This window comes from Burkholderia sp. PU8-34 (assembly GCF_053427725.1).
In genome coordinates this window covers 1-274 of sequence record NZ_JBSAXC010000103.1, presented here as the reverse complement: position 1 = coordinate 274, position 274 = coordinate 1, and the positions used below count along the sequence as shown (strand labels likewise).

Annotated in this window: 1 pseudogene; it reads left to right on the top strand. The window is 62.8% G+C overall.

From position 1 onward, the window contains the following. Nucleotides 1-274: pseudogene (locus tag ACV22Z_RS35920) on the top strand (hypothetical protein); the annotation flags it as partial.

Below are 274 nucleotides of genomic sequence, written 5' to 3'. Positions count from 1 at the left end.
TGGTGCGAATGGCACGAAGATCACGAAGGTGGCGAAGGGCGACGTCAGTGCGACGAGCACGGACGCGATCAACGGTGCGCAACTGCATGCGACGAACGAAAGCCTCGGCAACCTGAAGGAATCGCTGACGGACGGCGGAGTGATCGACTCGAAGACGGGTGAATCGCTGGCGGTGGTGTACGACAGCGCGTCGAAGAACAAGGTGACGCTGGGCAAGGCGGGCACGGCAGTGCAGCTGAAGAACGTGGCGGCCGGTAAGGACGACACGGACGCA